Source organism: Cutibacterium avidum ATCC 25577 (genome assembly GCF_000227295.1).
Lineage (GTDB): Bacteria > Actinomycetota > Actinomycetes > Propionibacteriales > Propionibacteriaceae > Cutibacterium > Cutibacterium avidum.
Genome location: NZ_JH165054.1, coordinates 2080547 through 2098140 on the forward strand (window position 1 = coordinate 2080547; position 17594 = coordinate 2098140).

Genomic DNA, 17594 nt, shown 5'->3' on the forward strand with positions numbered 1-17594 from the left:
GCGACACCACGATCACATAGACGACGGCCCCCCATACGCAGGGGGCCGTCGGTCGGCTCGTCTAAGATGAAAACGCGAAGACTCCAGAAAGAAATAGCAAGACTCAAAGGATCTGGCTGAGGGCCTTCGGAAGGCCGATGCAAACCAAGCATTCCATGGGCAAGCCCACTTGTTATGAGACTGATCGCAAATCGAATTCGATATGATCGACCTTCTCACGCGATCCAGTGTCACCATTCTTGATGTCTTTTTGGATGATTGTTTATCGCAGCCTGGCGTAACTGTCGTCTGCTCATGTCACGACGGTTGTTTTGGCTGTCTGAGCGTCACGCTGCGTGGTGTGACGATGCGACGCTCTCGACGTCCACCTTGCTGCTCAAACTGGCTCTTCACAGATGCGGATGAGGGGGTGTGGATCGGTAGCTGACCCCTGGGTCCTGATGCGGGTCGAGGTCCTTGGAATGATGGAAGTTCGCACACAGCCATCGCCCAAGGCCTCGACATGAACAACGCTACCGTCACCACCTCTGGTCTGGCCACGTTCTGCTGCTTGGACGACCTCGGACTGGTCCTGACAGGCCAGCACCTCACCCCTGAGCGGGCCGTCTTGTTGTGTTGCCCGACGGCACCGGATGAGTGGTGCCATCGCTGCAGCGGCCACGGCCGGGTGCGCGACACCATCACTCGGGAACTGGCGCATGTGCCGTTCTGCTGGCGTACCACCACCCTGACAGTCCGGCTTCCCCGCTACCAGTGCACCGGTTGTGGTCATGTGTGGAGCCACGACCTCACCCGCGCCGCTTCGCCGCACTCCTGCTTGTCACGAGGGGCGTTGCGGTGGGCGTTGGAAGCACTGGTGGTCATCGACCTGACTCCAGTCAGTACCGGCACCGGTGCGAGTCGGTTACCGGCGATGGTCGAAGGACGCTCGAAACACACGTTTACAACCTGGCTGGCTGCACGGCACCTGCGGGCGTAAACATCATCGGCTCTACCAGAACCGACGAATCCTGCACACCAGCGCTGATCTGCTGACCGATAGACAACAACGCCGCTTGGATGAACTGTTCAGTGATGATCGGCATGTCGAGGTCGAGGCCACCTGGGACGTCTACCAGCCCATGATCACCGCCTACCGCGCCAGCAGTCGAACCGAAGGCACAAAGATCATGACCCGGCTGATCGCGTCGATCGGATCGAGCGTTCCCGCCAGCCTGGTCGAGGTCGTACGACTCGGCCAGACCCTGACCACACGCCGCGACGACATCCTCGCGTTCTTCGACCGGCCCGCCACCAGCAACGGCCCCACCGAAGCCATCAACGGCCGCCTCGAACACCTGGGAGGCACCGCCCTCGGGTTCCGCAACCTGACCCACTACACCACCCGATCCCTCCTGGAAGCCGGAGGCATCAGACCCCAGCTACACCCTCGATTGTGAAGAGCCCTTAAACTCGCTGGGCTTGGGACTGGCCAGGCAGGACAAGTCAGATACGTCCGAGACGGGACAACCTCCAGATGGGCTCTTTGAACCGAGCAAGTTGCCATTCCCGGCAGCTCCGGCCCCAGCATGGACACCGAGGTGACCCTCCTGGGGCGTACCTTGGAGCCACATTCAATCGAAATGCATTGGAGATGTTATTACCCATGAAGCGCGCGATTTCTGCAACCATAGCCCTTGCGTCCGTTACTTTAACGTTTTCATCTTCTGTCTACGCATCTGCTTCCCCCAATCCAATTAAGCAATCAGTTAATTCGCACATAAGCCAATCTGAAACCCCTCAGAAGTCTCGAGTTTTTCTAGGCCAAGACGGCTTCAAGAGAGTTGTAACATTCATGGACTCTTCCCATATCGGTGTTGCTCAACTTAAATTAAGCCTCCAGAAAGGCGACACTGTAAAACTTCTTGACAACGGGAGAACTCTTTCTATTTATAGCAAAAATGGAGCTTTTCTTTTCTCAATGACATCTCCTCTGATCCAAGGAGAAGATGGCAGCAGATCGGGTGCTTTCAAGTATTCAAGCGATACAGGCATCGCGACGGTATATGATCCACAGACCACAGCTTCCGCCATTAGCCAGCGCTGCGCCTCAAGCGAGGTGGCAAAGTGGAGCTACCGCGTTGGCGCCGGCCTTTTATGCGGAGGTGTTGGCGGTATGAACCCTGTCGCCGGCATGGCCTGCGGGTTGGCCGCCAGTGGCGGAGAGGATCATATCCCGTTTAATAATGCGTGCTAAGGGGGGGCATGTCGTACAATATATTTAAAGACAAGCGGAAGCCATTAGAGAAGATAGTCGATCCTGACTGGCTTTATACATGGTGGATTCTCTATGGGTTGGCAACAGTAGCTGGGGTTTTCGTATCCGGATTTAGTTCAGCATCCGGGGGATTTTCTCGGCGACTCACTGAAGGAATGACTAAGGTTGGCTTCAATTGGGCTCCTCAATTTTTGGTATTCACCGCCATTATGGCGATTCTTATCATTGTAGCCAAGAAAAAGCAAGATAAGTGGAAAGACAAAGATTCTTAGTCAGTTCGAACCAAGGCGGCACGCTCGTCGTCACTGATGTGGGTCCGCATGTGATTTCGTCCGGCTATCGTGGCGAGTTTCGTGTTGGACGGTATAGGTGACCCCGGGTCGGGGGTGAGAGTTCTGGCGGGCCGGGGCCTCGCCGTCAAGGTACTCGCGACGCAAGCGAGCCCATTCCCGGGCCCACGCCTTCCTCTGCTCACCGTACGTACTCATGTCATGACTGCTCATCAATGTCGATAGCGAACAGTGCCGCCCTGGCCACCATGCGTCAGCGCAACCTGGCCACCATGGCTGCCTGGTCCCTACAACGACATCACCAACGACGACGATGGCCTCGGAGAAATCCGGGGCCATCGTTGTCGTCATGACGTGGCCGTTGGTCGGGGCCCAACGGGGAAGGTCACCGAGGCATCCACGTCGTTGACGTCCACCAGCTTCATGACTCCCTCCTGGCAACACGACGCGATGAGCTGTCCGTCCTGCATCAACCGGCCCATGGAGAATCCGAGTAGACCCGAGGCGCTTGGGGAAACCTGGTCGTAGAGCATCCACTCGTCTGCCCTGGCAGTCCGGTGGAACCACATCGCGTGGTCCAAGGAGGCCGGATTGACGATCATGCCCGGTGGGATCGACCCCAGATGTGGCATGACGGCACCGGCCATCAAGCTGATGTCGGAGATGTAGGCGAGGATGGCTCGCTGCACCACCCGGTCGTCAGGAAGGCTCGCCGTGGTGCGAACCCACAAGCTCAGATGAGTGACGTGATTGGGGTCGACGAGATTGGACCCGTCGCCGGCTAACCGGACGTCGAGGGCGTCCCATTCCTTGACGGTCGGCATCGACCGTCCGAACATCTGCTCCAAAGCCTGGGCCAAGGTCGGACACTTCTCCGGACCAGGCAGGTAGTCCGGCATCGGATCGGAGTGCTCCGGCCCGTTCTCACGGTTCTTGAAAGACAGCTCCGCGGTGAAGATCGTCCGGCCGTGCTGACGAGCATTGACCCGACGAGTACTGAATGTCCGTCCGTCACGAATCCGCTCGACGTCGAAAATCATCGGTAGGTCAGTGCGACCGGCATGGAGGAAGAGGGCATGCATGGAGTGGGCAGTACGCTCGGGGACCGTGCGAGCACCGGCCACCAGAGCCTGGGCGAGCACCTGACCACCAAATGTTCGCTGCCAGGTCGTACGAGGTTGTTTGCCTCGAAACAGGTCGAGGTCCAAGTCCTCGAGATCGAGCAGGTCAAGCAGTTCAGCAGTCGTCGATGGCACCCAACCACTGTGCCAGATCGACTGGTCCGGCACAGCGAATTCGGGTTCTCGTCGTCAAGCGGAGATGTTGATCCAGGCAGACCCGGCCGGGGCAAGAGTCACCTCGTCGTCCAGACCACTGATGGTCGTCGTCACCTCGTCGAAACTGAGGTTGGTCACCAGCAGCAGGCCAGCCTCGTCGTAGCAGGCCGTCTCGACGCGAGGATCATCCGCGATGAACTGGTCTGCGAACTCGTCGTCGCGACCAGCGGCCCACCAGATCGCCCGGTGTAGTAGTCGCGAGTTGTCCACGGTGTACGGCAGACCGGCGAGATAGACCGCCCGCCCCTTGCCGAGGGTGTGGACGGCAGCATGTATCGAGCCGTCATCGAGCTCCAGCACCTCGGTGTCGTCACAGACCGGGACGATCTCGGGAGCGACTGGTCCGACCTCCAGGGCCAGACCGTCAGTGATGAAATGAGAGTCGACGACATTCGGGTAGCGATCGGTCGACAGGCTCCAGCCAATCTCACGATCGACGCCGAGGACGTCAGAAAGCCGAAAACACGCTCCGTCGCCAGGCCAGTAGGTGGGATCGCCCACCCCGATGAACCCGCCACCACGAGCCACGAAGGTGCGCACTGCTGCCTGCACCGTGACGTCGGTCCACTCCTGGGCCCCCGAGAAGGCTGTCCCGGCAGAACCGGTGTTGATGAGTACCCCGATTCCCTCGGGAACGCCGTCACGAATGTCGTCGAAATCGAGCCAGTCGATGTCGAAGGGCAGGCCCGCCAGCGCTTCCACGACGCCCAGGTACGGTGCCGCCTGCTTGTAGTACAGGGCATGGGCGACCATGTGGGACATCCAGGTACGACGGGCTCCCCAACAGTTAAGGATGCCGATCCGGAACGGCGCGGTACGCGCGGTCTTCCCCCCGCTACGCTCCCAGATGTCACGGAATTCCTGGCAAATCTGCTCGATCCGTTCCATGAACTCCGGGTACTGATTGGCCAGGGAGAGGTATCCGCCGTAGCCAATACGGTCCAGGGGCTTGCGGACGATGGCGCGACGGGCCTGCACCCAGGAGGTGTTCGCCTCCCCCACCGGATCCCCCTCGTCATTGAAGACGTCGGGGAAGAAGTAGGGCAGGAATCGTCCCTCGGTGTAGTGGACACCAGGAATGTCGGAGATCATCCGGCAGGTGGCGGACGATCCCACCGAGCCGACCACGGCGTCCAGACCGGTGGTGGCGAAGAGCTCACCATAGGGCTCGGTGCCAATCCAGTTGTCCCCGAGGAACATCATCGCCTCGCGGCCCTTGTCATGGCAGATCTCGACAAGTCGTCGCACCCGGTCCGTGACGAAGCGGTTGACGAAGTCGATCCACGCCAGGAAGAACTGAGAGGGCGGGCGGAAGGAGGAGTTGTGATAGCCGGCGTCGATGAAGTCCTCCGGGTTGATCTGCCAGCCGGTCTCGGCCTCGAAGGCTTCCATGAGAGGCACCGAAACGCTCGCGGAGTAGCCGAACCAGTCGACGAACTTCTCCTTGGCCTGCTCATTGAAGTAGAGGGTGAAGTGGTAGAAGAAGGTCGTGAAACGGACAACGTCGACCTCTGGGTGGGCGTCGAGCCACTCGGACAAGGACTCCTGGACGTGATTCCAGGTGGCAGGGTGCACGACGTCGAAGGGATGCTCCTTGCTGCGAGTGGGATCGTTCTCCCAGTGATTCGTCGTGTAGTTGTACATCTGGGTGGTGTCCCACAGCTGGGCTGCCAGGAATGCGACGGTGTAGACGTGTCCGGCCGTCGCGGGCACCGCCACGACGCAGTCAGCACCCTCGCCACTCACAGTCCAGTCGTCGATGACCTCGTCGGTGGTGCGGTCCCGTACCTGCCACCATCGCTTGACGTCGACATCTGTGTCGGGGCGAACCTGCTCGGCGAAGAAGCCACGCATGATGTGGATCTCCAGTGGACCGTCCTCCAGGGCCGGGACTCGGTCGGAACACAGGTACAGGCTGACGTGCTCGTCGAGATGGTCCAGGGCCCAGGCTTCGTCCCCACGGGCACAAAAACGGGTTGAGTAGACCTTCGTCCCCAGGTTGGAGACAATCTTCGGCAACCAGGTGCCGTCGCTGTTACGCACCGCGTCGGCACCGAGACGATCGATGATCGCAGCCAACTCGTCGTCCATCCCCTCCTCAACTGGCAGGGTGACTCGACCCGAGAAGCGGGGATCAGACGAGGTCATGGGGCATTCCTCCTTGAGTGCGGCCGGGCCACGATCCTACCGGCGGCGAGGCGATGGATCCGGCCTCTCGCTCACTCCATGTGAACGTGTTCATGGCTGTGTTCAGGACACCTTGTTCATGGCGGAGCGAATCCGTTTCGGGGAGACGGTGACCCTGGTCCCGAGGCGCTGGGCAAAGTACTGGACGCGAAGCTCCTCCAACATGAACCCGATCTCCTCGATCTCGGCGGGAAGCTTGCCAGCCGGCTGTTCCTCGCACAGGGCGTCGTACTCGACCAGAAGCGGCTCCAACTCAGCCATCTGGCGGGGATCGCGCGTCGGATTCGTCATGAGGGACTCGATGCGCACGCTCACCCCCTGGATCCAGCGCGGCATGTCGTCGTACCAGGGATCCGGGGTGGCCGAGATGAAGTTCTCGAAGACGAGGTCATCAATCTGAGTGGTGATGTCGGCGCGAATTGCCGGATCCGAAACCATTGCCAGGGCCTGACGGGCGTCGACGAGTCGGGTGAGGATCCGCCCGGCGGTGCGCACCACTCGGGCCATCCGATCGGCCTGGTCCTGACGGACAGCCAGGGAAAGGTCGTCGAAGGCCTCCTTCGCCCGAATCCCCGACAGATCCCCCGCCTTCTCATGAGCAACCGAGGCAACCGCCTTGTGACGCGCATCTGCTAACAATGCCGGCACGGTGGGATATGGCGAGGTCGCCAACGCCAACTTCGTGCCATTGTCCATGTGCGAGACGACCCACTTCGTCGGATCGGGCAGGGTGAGGACGAGCAGCCTGACGACTCCTGCGGCGTGGCTGGCGCGTTGAGCCTGCGGAGTGTCGAGAACGGTGCTACCGACTGCAGTTCCCTCATCAACCAGACAGGGGTAGCCGACGGCGTCAGCCCCCTTGCGCGACAGGTCAACCCGTTCCGGGATCGGATCGAAGGTCCACTGCGTCGCCCCATGGATCTGGGGTCGTCCGGCGGCCTTGGTCAAGGATTGCGAGACCTTGGTGGCCAGATCGGTCTGAAGGGATTCCAGGTCCTCGGACCTGGCGACGTGCTTGGGCTGGGAGAAGGTCGGCTTGTTCCTGCCCTTCTTCCCGGGCTCCTTGCCGACGGTGCGCCCCTCGGCGTCAACGATGTCGAACCCGACCCGCAGGTGCGCTGGGATGGCTGCGGTGTTCCAGCCATCGGCTTCCACGATGACCCCGGTGAGAGCCCGCAATGCTCGCCCGAGTTCTTCGGTGAAAGGGGCTTGACGGTCAGCGTCGTTGTCCTCGAGCCAGGTCAGCGCAGCTCGGGCACGGTCGGGAGCGGGGACGAGTTGGGTCCGGATCCGTTTGGGGAGGGCCCGGATGAGCTCGGTGGCCAACTCGGTGCGCAGACCCGGAACCTGCCAGCTGAAAGGAGCGGTCGGAACCTGATTGAGCAGGGCCAGCGGAATGGTGACGGTGACACCGTCATGGCCGGATCCAGGTTCGAAGACGTAACGCACCGGAAGATCGAGATTGCCAACCTTCCAATGGTCGGGGAAGGCGTCGGCGTCGACCGAGTCGGAGTCGACGAGGTCATCAAGGGACAGGTCGAGTTGGTGACGATCCTGGACTCGTCTCCACCAGGCGTCGAAATGGGATCCCGAGACGACGCCTTCCGGAACACGACGGTCGTAGAAGGCGAAGATGACGTCGTCGTCGGCGACCAATCCGCGCTGACGGCTACGTTCCTCGAGGTCGACTGCCTCGTCCCGAACCCGGTCATTGTGTTTGAGGAAACCGTGATTGGATCGCCAGTCCCGCTCCACCAGGGCGGAACGGATGAAGATCTGTCGGGAGACGACCGGGTCTACGCGCCCGTAGTTGACGCGATGATCTGCCCACAGCGGTACCCCGAAGAGGACCGCCCGCTCGGTGGCGACCACGGAGGCCGTCGAGGCTGCCCAGTGCGGAGCGGCCCAGGAACGCTTGATGAGCGGTCCGGCGACCTCCTCCACCCACTCCGGCTGGACGGCGGCCACCGTCCGGGCCCACAGCCGGGAGGTCTCCACCAGTTCGACGGCGACAACGAGTTCCGGGGACTTGCGCGCCAGCAGGGATCCGGGATTGATGGCGAACTTGGTGCCGCGAGCACCGATGTACTCCTGGGGTCCAGGACGTTGGCCGCGACGCTTCGAGGACTCCCGAACCTGGGCCAGACCGATGTGGGAGAGCAGGCCGGACAACAATGCGACGAGAACACGGTCAGTGGGAGCCGACGTGCGGTTGACCTCCAGGTGCAGCTCCTTGGCGATCTGGCGCAGTTGGCCGTGCAGGTCGCCCCATTCGCGCACGCGCAGGTAATTGATGTACTCAGCCCGGCACATACGACGGAACGCCGAGGATCCCATCTGCCGACGCTGATGACTCAGGTAGCGCCACAGTCGGTGGATGGCCATGATGTCCCCGCCCTCGTCGATCCCACCAGGCTGGGGCTGAGAGGCAGGCTTGCCCGGACGGGAATTGGTGTGAGGGGTGTGACGGGCCGGTGTCCCCGGTGTCGGGGCGTTGGCGGGCTGCCGGTGTACCTGCTGACGAACCTGGGACCAGTCCCCCACCCGGTTGTTGTCGGCGTCGTCGACGGCCCGGAGGGTCTGCAGCAGGTTCGCCTCGGTGGCGAAGCGTCGGTGGAAGCTGTCGGCCTCCTCCCGCTTCTCGGCAGGGCGCTCCCTGACATCGCGGATGGACAGTGCCGCGACGATGACGAGGACCTCAGCGAGACTGCCCTGTTTCGACCCCTCAAGCAGCATGCGCCCCAGACGCGGATCCAGCGGGACGCGGGCAAGCTGATGGCCAATCTTGGTCAGTCTGGGAGCGTCCCGGTGGCCAGGTTTAAGGGCTCCCAGCTCGTCGAGCAGGCGGATTCCGTCATTGATCCGGGAGCGATCGGGCGGCTCGACGAAGGGGAAGTCAGTGATGGCACCGAGTCGAGCCTGGGCCATCTGGAGGATGACGGCGGCCAGGTTGGTGCGCAGGATCTCGGGCTCGGTGAACTCGGGACGTGACGCGAAGTCGGCCTCTGAGTAGAGACGGATGCAGATACCGGGAGCGACGCGACCGCATCGTCCGGCCCGCTGATTCGCGCTGGCCTGGGAGACCGGCTCGATGGGAAGACGTTGCACCTTGGTACGCACCGAGTACCGCGAGATACGAGCGGTTCCAGGATCGATGACGTAACGGATGCCCGGCACCGTCAGGGAGGTCTCGGCGACGTTTGTGGCCAGCACGATGCGCCGGCCGCTGTGCGGGGTGAAGACCCGATGCTGTTCGGCGGCCGACAGCCGAGCGAACAGCGGCAGAATCTCGGTGTTGACCAGTCTGAGGTCGGCGAGGGCTTCGGTGGTCTCCCGGATCTCCTGCTCGCCCGCCAGGAAGACGAGGATGTCGCCCTCTCCTTCCCGGGTGAGTTCCTCGACAGCTTTGCAGATACCGGTGACCTGGTCGATGACCTCGTCCTTCGTATCGACCGGGGCAGGAGTCGGGGGGCGCTCCGAGAGCTCCTCGTCCTCATCCTCGTCATCGGCGCGGACCTGTTCCGAGGGGTCCAGGGGCCGGTACCGCACCTCGACGGGATAGGTCCGTCCGGAGACCTCGATGACGGGAGCGTCGTCGAAGTGGGCCGCGAACCTCGCGGTGTCGATGGTGGCCGAGGTGATGATGACCTTGAGGTCGCGACGCCGTGGCAGTAGCTGCTTGAGGTAGCCCAGCAGGAAGTCGATATTGAGGCTACGCTCGTGAGCCTCGTCGATGATGATGGTGTCGTGAGCGCGCAGGTCACGATCATGGGAGATCTCGGCCAGCAGCACACCGTCGGTCATGACCGTCAGCGCAGTGTCAGAGGTGGCGCGACGAGTGAATCGCACCTGATAGCCAACCTGTTCCCCCAGATCGACCCCCATCTCCTCCGCGACGCGTTCGGCGACGCTGCGCGCGGCAATCCGGCGAGGCTGGGTGTGAGCGATGCGTCGACGCCCCAGTGCCAGGCAGATCTTGGGAAGCTGGGTGGTCTTTCCCGAACCTGTCTCACCAGCGACCACCACGACTTGATGGTCCTGGATGAGGTCTGCGATCTCGTCGGCATGCGCCGCGATGGGAAGCTCGGTGTCGAAGGCGACGACTCCCCCACCGGGCAGCTCACCTTCCAGTCGTGAATCAGGCATGGCCAATTTAGTTTATGTGAGAGGTCTGACACTCAGCGACGGGCTCGTGCTAACCACCGTCTCGTCGGTCAAGCCGTGAAGATCTCCATCCGCTGGATCCGGTCGAGTGCCTCGGTGATCTGGTCGATCCCCACGCATAGCCAGCCGCAAATAATGCCACAATGGGGCCCGAAGACAGTGCCGGCAACCAGTGGAGACTGCGCCTCCTTGCGAAGCCGCAGAGCGTGAAAGGCTGCGCGCTGGGAGATCGACCAGTCGTCCTCGTCCAAGACTGCCTCGAGGACCAACCACACGGCGGGACAACCACTGGTAGTCCTTCGAGCCGACAGGTCAGTGGCAAATGGCCAACGGAGACTGGGCGTGGGCCATGATGCCACGGCTGACTCCGCCAGCGGTCCATCCCAGGATCGGGTGCTTCTTCATGCCGATGACGAGGAGGTCGATATCGCCGGACAAGTCGACCAGGGCGTCCACTGGCTCACCGGAGAGCACTCGAGTCTCAACCTCGACGTCGGGATGCTCGTCGGCGACGGGCTTGACGACCTCGTTGAGTCGCTTGAGTGCTTCGGCGTGGACCTTCTGGGAATCCTGCCCGGGAACGGTCACGGCCAGTAGCTTGCAGCCACGGTGGTCCGCCTCGGCGAATCCGAATCCGAGGGCGGCAGTTCCTGCGCTCTGGGGGCCGACGGCGACGGCCACACACTTCTTGCCACCGGTCGGGTCCGGGTTCGACGCACGGGAGATGACGACAACAGGTGCGGCGGACATGCCAGCCACCGCCACAGAGGTCGATCCGACGAACATCCGCTCCAGTCCGGAGCTGGCGCGACGACCGACAACGACGAGCTGGGCGTCTGCGCTGCGGTCGGCAAGGATGGCCGCTGGGTTACCCAGAACCACCTCACCCGAGATGCGATCGGGATCCATGCCGCGCCCCTTGGCGACGTTGATGGCGTCATCGACGACGACCTGGCCGGCGTCCTGCAGAGCGGTCGGGTCATAGACAACACCCCAGGCACCGGCGACAGCAGCATCGTCAACAGCGTGAAGGACGATGAGATCGGCGTCTCTCCTGATCGCGGATCCTGCGGCGTACCGGGCGGCGCGCAGGCCGTCCTCCGAGCCGTCGACTCCAACGATGACGGTGGTACGGCGAGTCCTTGACGAGGTTCGATCGTCGGTCATGGTGGTCCTCCTCAGTGAGACGTCAGGGGCGTCAACCCCTTGTCACATTGTCCCACCACTTGCCTTGTGACAAAGGGATCGGGTCCGGATCATTCTTCAAAAGTGGTTCTGCCGTGCAGCTTGCGAGCCAGTTCGTTGTCCAACCCGTCAGCTAGCCTGGACATGATGGAGACTGCCTGGTGCAAGTGCGCCGCAACGAACGGACGAGCCATCACTGACATCGTGACGAAGACCCGGTCCTGATGCAGGGCGAAGCGTCCGTAGCGGGACTGGACGTTGAGGTCGTTGAGCACCTCGACGGCTCGAGACCGTCCCTCAATGTTATGGACGAGAGCTGCGAAGAGCAGTAGTTCAGAGGCGTCAGGAGTGGTTCGCACGAACACCATGCAGGTGCCCACCCGGATGGCGAAATCTCCCTCGCTGTCGCGAATGGCGGGGTGTCCGAAGATCTGGGACAGCTCGTCGGCCACGAGGCGGTCGAGGTGATCCTTGTCGACCGGCATGATGGCGGGGACGCTGGCCGCCTCGGTGGGAGACAGCGGAGGTTCGGGCTGCAGAATCTCCGCGAGCTGGTCGGGGGCCAGGAAGACCGGGTGGGGGACACCGAAGATGTCGCGCAGGGTCGTCACCGCCAGCTCAGCAAGCTGTTCACTGTCATCCTGGCTTCGGTAGACCCAGTAGTTGTCAGTCTTGTGAGAGGTGCAGGTTCCGGGGTTCTGCCATCCCAGGGAGCTCAGTCCGTCGAGCTGGCCGGGGGTGAGCTGAGAGCTGTCCGGTAGACAGCTGTTGCTCGACGCCTCGGCCAGAATCATCGCGGTGTCATTACTGTGATCGGGGTCATCCTGCACGAACCGGATGAAGGGCGTGGGGTCATTGCGCGCTGACATGGTCGAGATCGTCAACTCACCATCGTCGTCAATGACGGAGACGACCTCGGCCAGACGCTCGGTGAACTGGTCCCAGGCCTGTGCCGTACTGCGATCCAGGTCGAACGCGAAGTCTGGTGGCTCGTCCATGCCTCCAACCTAGTAGGTCCGGAGGCAGATGTGCAGCCTGTGCTCGTCTTCCGGTGCCATCTGGTGAACGTGCATGGTTGGACACACGCATGGGCCTCGGCATCCGGAAGCCGACGGGTGCGATGACGCGCACACGCCAAGGGCCGGGGCACAACCTCTGCTGTACCCCGGCCACCTGATCAGATCATGACGTCATCAGCTGCAACCGCTGGTGGATCCACAGCCTTCGCAGACATAGCAGGATCCTGACGGACGCATCTTCGTTCCGCAGGTCATGCACAGCGGGGCATCGACCTCACGGCCCATCTGCTCCTCGAGCAGCTCGGCACTGGTGTGGGCACCAGCGACTCGCTCAACAGCCTCCTGAGCAGCGAAGAGCCCGGGCTGGTTGGCACCGTCCTCGTGCACCCGGACGCGGTCGGCCGGGGTGTCCTTGAGGGTCTCGGAGTCGATGAGCCCGCCCTCCTCCTCGTCTGACGCGTAGGAGCCGGTTTCGACGTATCGGGCACGCTCAGCGGCGGTGTAGATACCCAGCTCGGCGCGCTCGTCGAAGTCCAGGTAGTCCAAGGCCAGACGACGGAACACGTAGTCGATGATCGACGAGGCGATCCGGATGTCCGGGTCGTCAGTCATACCAGCAGGCTCGAACTTGAGGTTGGAGAACTTCTGGACGAAGGACTCCAACGGCACGCCGTACTGCAGACCGATGGACACCGCGATGGAGAAGGCGTCCATGACGCCGGCCAAGGTCGAACCCTGCTTGCCGAGCTTGAGAAAGATCTCGCCCAAGCGGCCGGAATCGTAGGCACCAGTCGTGAGGTAACCGCCAGCTCCAGCGACCTGGAAGCTCGTCGTGCGGCCCATGCGCGACTTCGGCAGACGCTGACGACGCGGCCGGTACTCGATGCGAACCTCCGGCTCGGCCTTCTCCTCCTCCTTCTTGACCTCGGAAAGAGGCTGGCCAACCTTGCAGTTGTCGCGGTAGACGGCCAGGGCCTTGAGGCCGAGCTTCCAGCCCTCCATGTAGACGTTGGCGATGTCCTCGACGGTGGAGGACTCCGGCAGGTTGACGGTCTTGGAGATGGCACCAGACAGGAAGGGTTGGACGGCAGCCATCATCCGCACGTGGCCCATCGGCGCGATGAAGCGGGTGCCCATGGCGCAGTCGAAGACCTCGTAGTGGGCCTCGTCCAGGCCGGGAGCTCCGACGACCGAACCGTTGTCGGCGATGTAGGCCACGATCTTCTCGGACTGCTCAGGGGTGTAGCCGAGGTTCTTGAGGGCACGCGGCACCGTCTGGTTGACGATCTGCATCGAGCCACCACCGACCATCTTCTTGAACTTCACCAGCGAGAAGTCCGGCTCGATGCCCGTGGTGTCGCAGTCCATCATGAAGCCGATGGTGCCGGTCGGGGCCAGCACCGAGGCCTGGGCGTTGCGGAAGCCATTGGTACGGCCCAGCTTGACGACCTTGTCCCACTCGGCCTTGGCAGCAGCGAGGACGGTGGTGTCATTGTCGTGCAGCGGATGAACCTGGCGGTTGGCGTCGCGATGCTTGGCCATGACGGCCTGGTGCGGCTCGGCATTCTCGGCGTAGCCAGCATAAGGACCGACGATGGCCGCCAACTCGGCGGAGCGTCGGTAGGAGACACCGGTCATGACGGAGGTGATGGCAGCAGCCAGAGCACGTCCACCATCAGAGTCATATCCCAGGCCCAGGGCCATGAGAAGGGCACCCAGGTTGGCGTACCCAATTCCGAGCTGACGGAAGTTGCGGGTGGTCTCCCCGATGGCCTCGGTCGGGAAGTCGGCGAAGCAGATGGAGATGTCCATCGCGGTGATGACCAGCTCGACGGCCTTGGTGAACTTCTCGACGTCGAAGTGATCATTCTCGTCGAGGAACTTCAGCAGGTTGAGGCTGGCCAGGTTGCACGAGGAGTTGTCCAGGCTCATGTATTCCGAGCACGGGTTGGAGGCATTGATCCGACCGGTGTTCGGGTTGGTGTGCCAAGCATTGATGGTGTCGTCGTACTGCAGACCGGGGTCAGCGCACTCCCAGGCAGCCTGGGCGATCTTGCCGAAGAGCTCCTTGGCATCGACGGTGTCGAGCACCTTGCCCGGCTCGGTGCGGGAAGTCAGCCCGAAGGACTTGCCCTGCTCGACCGCCGTCATGAAGGCATCCGAGACGCGCACCGAGTTGTTGGCGTTCTGGTATTGGACACTGGTGATGTCGCGGCCACCCAGGTCCATGTCGAAGCCGGCATCGCGCAGGGCGCGGATCTTGTCCTCCTCGCGAGCCTTGGTCTCGATGAATTCCTCGACGTCCGGGTGATCGATGTCAAGGACGACCATCTTGGCAGCGCGACGGGTGGCGCCACCGGACTTGATGGTTCCGGCAGACGCGTCGGCGCCGCGCATGAAGGACACCGGGCCGGAAGCAGTACCGCCGGAGCTCAGCAGCTCCTTGGAAGAACGGATACGGGAAATGTTGAGACCGGCACCAGAGCCACCCTTGAAGATGAATCCCTCTTCCCGGTACCAGTTGAGGATCGACTCCATGGAGTCGTCCACCGAGAGGATGAAGCAGGCACTGACCTGCTGAGGGCTCGTCGTACCGACGTTGAACCACACCGGGGAGTTGAAGCTGAAGTACTGATGGACCAGCAGCCAGGTCAGCTCCTCACCGAAGACCTTGGCGTCCTCCTCAGAGGCGAAGTAGCCGTTTTCACGTCCGGACGTCACGTAGGTCTTGACGACACGGTCGATGAGAGTCTTGAGACTGTCCTCACGGGCAGGAGTGCCCAGGGCGCCACGGAAGTACTTGTTCGTGACGATCGTCGAGGCGTTGACGCTCCAGAAGTCGGGGAACTCGACTCCGCGCTGTTCGAAGACCACGTCACCGGTGCGCCAGTTCGTCTGCACGACGTCGCGACGCTCCCACGTCACCTCGTCGTAGGGATGGATACCCTCGGTGCTGAAGGTGCGCTCGACGTGCAGCCCCTTGGAGCGGCTCGTCCTGCGTGGTGCGGACTTGGTCTCGGTCATGGCTCCCTCTAGATATTCGGTGATACGGGTGGTTTGGTGTCGGTACTTGTCGTGAGCTGAGGCGCACTTGGCCACGGCTCGTCAGAACAGCGGCTCGTCCTGCTTCGAAGGCCGCTTGCGGCCCGGGGACCGCACTTTCTCGGGAGACTCATCGCGCAACCGATCGATCTCGGTGGCGAAGTCCTCGATGGTGTCGTAATTGAGATACACACTTGCGAACCGCAGATAGGCGATGGGATCCAGCTCACGAAGTGGGCCCAGGATTGCCAACCCAATCTCGTCGCTCGGAATCTCCGCGACTCCTCGGGCTCGAAGGCCGTCCTCGACGCGTTGACCCAACAAGGCCAGGTCGGCATCCGTGACCGGGCGTCCTTTGCATGCATTGCGCACACCACGGATCACCTTGTCTCGGGAGAAGGGTTCTTCGATGCCGTTGCGTTTGTGAACCGTCATCTGCATGCGCTCGATGGTGGTGAACCGTCGTTCACACACGGGACACTGCCGTCTCCGACGGATCGCAGTGCCGTCCTCGCAGACTCGGGAGTCCAGGACTCGTGAGTCGTCATGCTGACAGAACGGACAGCGCATCGTCGCCTCCTTCCCCGACCTTGCTGGGTTCCGAACGGCAGATACGCCGTCGATCCAGAAGACTACTCCGAATTTGGACCGAAAACACAACTTGTAGGGATGGTGAGGTTACTCACCACAACATCTGGTGTCGAGAGGGATCATTGAGGATGTCGTTTGATCGTTCGTCAAGCTGCCACGCGTGACACGCCGAAGATGCTCAGTCCACACGACCACCTTCCACCGTCAGGACCTGATATCAGGCAGGTCGTCCGACTGATGTCCATCGGTCTGGACGACGGCAGCCGGGTCGGGGTGACCGCTCTCGGAGTTGCCCTGCCACACCTGACCAAGGCGTCCCAGGGACAGGATCACACCAACGATCATCACGACAACGGTAGCCATCACGGCGACGTCCCAGAACCGATCGTGGGCGGGTTCATGGCGTGCGACGGCACTGGGACTCCCTGCCATCAATTCCTGACGATCGATGACGACCACCGGCTCGGCCAGCTCATCCTGCCACGGTCCGATGACCAGGTCACCTTGCCGACTGGTCGTCGTCTCAACATCCCACTCGTACGTCTGAGCACTCATCGGATCACCTCTCTGTCGACGAGAGCCATCCGCTCCCGTCAGCGGTCCCCGGAATGGATCCCGGGGAAGGGCCCGGCGGCACAACCTCCGCCGACACCATCCATGACATCCGACCCGACCGACAGGTTCACCGTCATCAGACTGGAACACCAGGAGAACAACCTAGTCAGAAGCAATTCACAGGTTTCCTGAGAGCTCAGATCGACGCCGTCCCCATGCTCCGGAACAACCATCAAACAGAGCCGACGGGGAACTGTCGTACCCGACCTATACCGTGACTGGCATGACCACCGATACGCCCGGAACCGACTCCTCGGACTCGGCCGCCGTCTCGTCGGCTGTCCCGTTCACCACTACCCGTCAACCTTCTGCCAAGGAGCACGCGGTGCTGACCGCCGTCAAGGAAGGGCTGCGTCGCGACGGTCGCGCACCGACTGTTCGTGCCCTGGCTGACATGACGGGAGCAGCCAGTACATCGACCGTCCAGAGGCGTATCTCCGCGCTCATCGATCTCGGCCTGCTGCGACGCACTGACGGCACCCTCGAGGTCGTTGAGGACGTCGTCGACGTCAATGATCCGCACGGACCCCAGGCCTTTCAGATCGAGGTTTTCAACCCGAATGAAATTGCCGATGACGAGCATCACGACACTGTCATCGCGGTTCCCTCCCAGTTACTGAGCCACGGAGACCACGTGGTGGTCGTCGTCCGTGACGATGGGATGGCACCCGATTTCCACGTCGGAGACCTTGTCCTCGTCCAACAGCTACCCGTGGCGGACCTTCCCGACGACCCGCCCGAGACCTATTTCGTGGCGGCCACAGTGGGTGGCACGACCATCATCCGTTCCTTGGCCAAGCTCGGAGGGAAACCGTGGCTGATGGCCTCGAACCCCGCTCACTCACCGGTAAACCTCGATGATGCTTCTCTCATCGGTCGCGCCGTCTCCATCATGAGACGACTGTGA

The 17594-nt window shown here is 62.2% G+C and carries 12 protein-coding genes and 1 pseudogene; 4 read left to right on the top strand and 9 right to left on the bottom strand.

Annotated elements, in window-relative coordinates; all coding sequences use genetic code 11:
* Positions 1 to 502 precede the first annotated feature (502 nt).
* The 3 genes and pseudogenes from HMPREF9153_RS11615 (at position 503) to HMPREF9153_RS12255 (ending at position 2529) form a co-directional block, all read left to right on the top strand.
* Positions 503 to 1439, top strand: a pseudogene (locus HMPREF9153_RS11615) (transposase).
* A gap of 206 nt (positions 1440 to 1645) precedes the next feature.
* Entirely contained in the window at positions 1646 to 2236 is a 591-nt protein-coding gene (locus HMPREF9153_RS12250; RefSeq protein WP_138237506.1) for a hypothetical protein, read from the top strand.
* An 8-nt stretch (positions 2237 to 2244) separates the two neighbouring features.
* Positions 2245 to 2529 carry a hypothetical protein gene (locus HMPREF9153_RS12255; RefSeq protein WP_024049600.1) on the top strand — a complete coding sequence of 95 codons (285 nt, stop codon included), beginning with the start codon at positions 2245 to 2247 and terminating at the stop codon, positions 2527 to 2529.
* A gap of 365 nt (positions 2530 to 2894) precedes the next feature.
* On the opposite strand, the gene HMPREF9153_RS09325 is transcribed toward HMPREF9153_RS12255, so the two are convergent.
* The 9 genes from HMPREF9153_RS09325 to HMPREF9153_RS09365 all read right to left on the bottom strand — a co-directional run bounded on the left by HMPREF9153_RS09325 (position 2895) and on the right by HMPREF9153_RS09365 (position 16627).
* Entirely contained in the window at positions 2895 to 3803 is a 909-nt protein-coding gene (locus HMPREF9153_RS09325) for an acyl-CoA thioesterase (RefSeq protein WP_036980148.1), read from the bottom strand.
* A gap of 54 nt (positions 3804 to 3857) precedes the next feature.
* A complete protein-coding gene (gnpA, locus tag HMPREF9153_RS09330) occupies positions 3858 to 6032 on the bottom strand; it encodes a 1,3-beta-galactosyl-N-acetylhexosamine phosphorylase (protein WP_004811543.1) in 2175 nt (724 codons plus the stop codon).
* A 102-nt stretch (positions 6033 to 6134) separates the two neighbouring features.
* Positions 6135 to 10217 (bottom strand): ATP-dependent RNA helicase HrpA, encoded by a 4083-nt coding sequence (hrpA, locus tag HMPREF9153_RS09335; RefSeq protein WP_004811545.1) that lies wholly within the window; start codon positions 10215 to 10217, stop codon positions 6135 to 6137.
* Between the two features lie 68 nt (positions 10218 to 10285).
* The gene (locus HMPREF9153_RS09340; protein ID WP_004811547.1) at positions 10286 to 10510 is read right to left on the bottom strand and encodes a hypothetical protein; all 225 of its coding nucleotides are present in this window, start codon (positions 10508 to 10510) and stop codon (positions 10286 to 10288) included.
* 37 nt (positions 10511 to 10547) lie between these two features.
* Positions 10548 to 11402: a universal stress protein gene (locus HMPREF9153_RS09345; RefSeq protein WP_004811549.1), complete on the bottom strand. Its 855-nt coding sequence runs from the start codon at positions 11400 to 11402 to the stop codon at positions 10548 to 10550.
* A gap of 89 nt (positions 11403 to 11491) precedes the next feature.
* The gene (locus HMPREF9153_RS09350) at positions 11492 to 12418 is read right to left on the bottom strand and encodes a T3SS (YopN, CesT) and YbjN peptide-binding chaperone 1 (protein WP_004811552.1); all 927 of its coding nucleotides are present in this window, start codon (positions 12416 to 12418) and stop codon (positions 11492 to 11494) included.
* A gap of 195 nt (positions 12419 to 12613) precedes the next feature.
* A complete protein-coding gene (locus tag HMPREF9153_RS09355) occupies positions 12614 to 15463 on the bottom strand; it encodes a vitamin B12-dependent ribonucleotide reductase (protein WP_015582815.1) in 2850 nt (949 codons plus the stop codon).
* Positions 15464 to 15544: 81 nt separating this feature from the next.
* Positions 15545 to 16051 (bottom strand): transcriptional regulator NrdR, encoded by a 507-nt coding sequence (gene nrdR, locus HMPREF9153_RS09360; protein WP_015582816.1) that lies wholly within the window; start codon positions 16049 to 16051, stop codon positions 15545 to 15547.
* Between the two features lie 225 nt (positions 16052 to 16276).
* Complete coding sequence (locus tag HMPREF9153_RS09365) at positions 16277 to 16627, bottom strand: hypothetical protein (protein ID WP_004811555.1); 351 nt, start codon at positions 16625 to 16627, stop codon at positions 16277 to 16279.
* Between the two features lie 283 nt (positions 16628 to 16910).
* Here HMPREF9153_RS09365 and HMPREF9153_RS09370 point away from each other — a divergent pair, with 283 nt between their 5' ends.
* Complete coding sequence (locus HMPREF9153_RS09370; protein WP_004811560.1) at positions 16911 to 17594, top strand: LexA family protein; 684 nt, start codon at positions 16911 to 16913, stop codon at positions 17592 to 17594.

Bases quoted from the DNA above. Each gene is read 5' to 3' on its own strand.
- HMPREF9153_RS12250 (WP_138237506.1), top strand. From the start codon at position 1,646: ATGAAGCGCGCGATTTCTGCAACCATAGCCCTTGCGTCCGTTACTTTA.
- HMPREF9153_RS12255 (WP_024049600.1), top strand. From the start codon at position 2,245: ATGTCGTACAATATATTTAAAGACAAGCGGAAGCCATTAGAGAAGATA.
- gnpA (WP_004811543.1), bottom strand. From the start codon at position 6,032: ATGACCTCGTCTGATCCCCGCTTCTCGGGTCGAGTCACCCTGCCAGTT.
- hrpA (WP_004811545.1), bottom strand. From the start codon at position 10,217: ATGCCTGATTCACGACTGGAAGGTGAGCTGCCCGGTGGGGGAGTCGTC.
- HMPREF9153_RS09345 (WP_004811549.1), bottom strand. From the start codon at position 11,402: ATGACCGACGATCGAACCTCGTCAAGGACTCGCCGTACCACCGTCATC.
- HMPREF9153_RS09350 (WP_004811552.1), bottom strand. From the start codon at position 12,418: ATGGACGAGCCACCAGACTTCGCGTTCGACCTGGATCGCAGTACGGCA.
- HMPREF9153_RS09355 (WP_015582815.1), bottom strand. From the start codon at position 15,463: ATGACCGAGACCAAGTCCGCACCACGCAGGACGAGCCGCTCCAAGGGG.
- nrdR (WP_015582816.1), bottom strand. From the start codon at position 16,051: ATGCGCTGTCCGTTCTGTCAGCATGACGACTCACGAGTCCTGGACTCC.
- HMPREF9153_RS09365 (WP_004811555.1), bottom strand. From the start codon at position 16,627: ATGAGTGCTCAGACGTACGAGTGGGATGTTGAGACGACGACCAGTCGG.
- HMPREF9153_RS09370 (WP_004811560.1), top strand. From the start codon at position 16,911: ATGACCACCGATACGCCCGGAACCGACTCCTCGGACTCGGCCGCCGTC.